Source organism: Bradyrhizobium forestalis (assembly GCF_002795245.1).
Classification (GTDB): domain Bacteria; phylum Pseudomonadota; class Alphaproteobacteria; order Rhizobiales; family Xanthobacteraceae; genus Bradyrhizobium; species Bradyrhizobium forestalis.
The window spans coordinates 1-435 of the sequence record NZ_PGVG01000142.1; the positions used below are offsets into that span (position 1 = coordinate 1).

At 59.1% G+C, this 435-nt stretch carries 1 protein-coding gene; it reads right to left on the reverse strand.

Translation table 11 applies throughout. The features are described 5' to 3' along the window. Positions 1 to 435: ArdC family protein (locus CVM73_RS38855; protein WP_245452564.1), on the reverse strand; the 435-nt coding region annotated here is incomplete at both ends.

A 435-nucleotide genomic window follows, 5' to 3' on the forward strand; every position in this document is an offset into this window, starting at 1 on the left:
GATATAGTCGGCGTGCCGCACCGTCGGCACTATACCGAGCGAGGCGCAACTGAACGCAGACGATATCTCCGCGATCAACTCCTCAAAGGCGTACTTCTTGCAGCCGTAGCTGCCCGACAAGTCGCGGTTGAGACGTGATTCATGGCCGCTGGCATGCGCCAGTTCATGCAGGGTCGTCCGATGCCAATTGATCGGCTCGAAATAGGCTTGCGGTGGCGGCACCTGCACATAGTCTTCTGCCGGTACATAGAAGGCGCGATTACCGCCAATGCGGAAGTCGATCCCGGTCGCCTTGATCAGGTATTCGACCTTTGGCTCGATCAGGCCTGGTGGCGCAGGCGGCGCTGTCGTTGCGATTTCCGCAGGCAAGTCGTCACACTGATCCGTGTTGAAGACCGTGAAGCGCTTGAGGAACGGAATGGCCTGGGCTTCCTC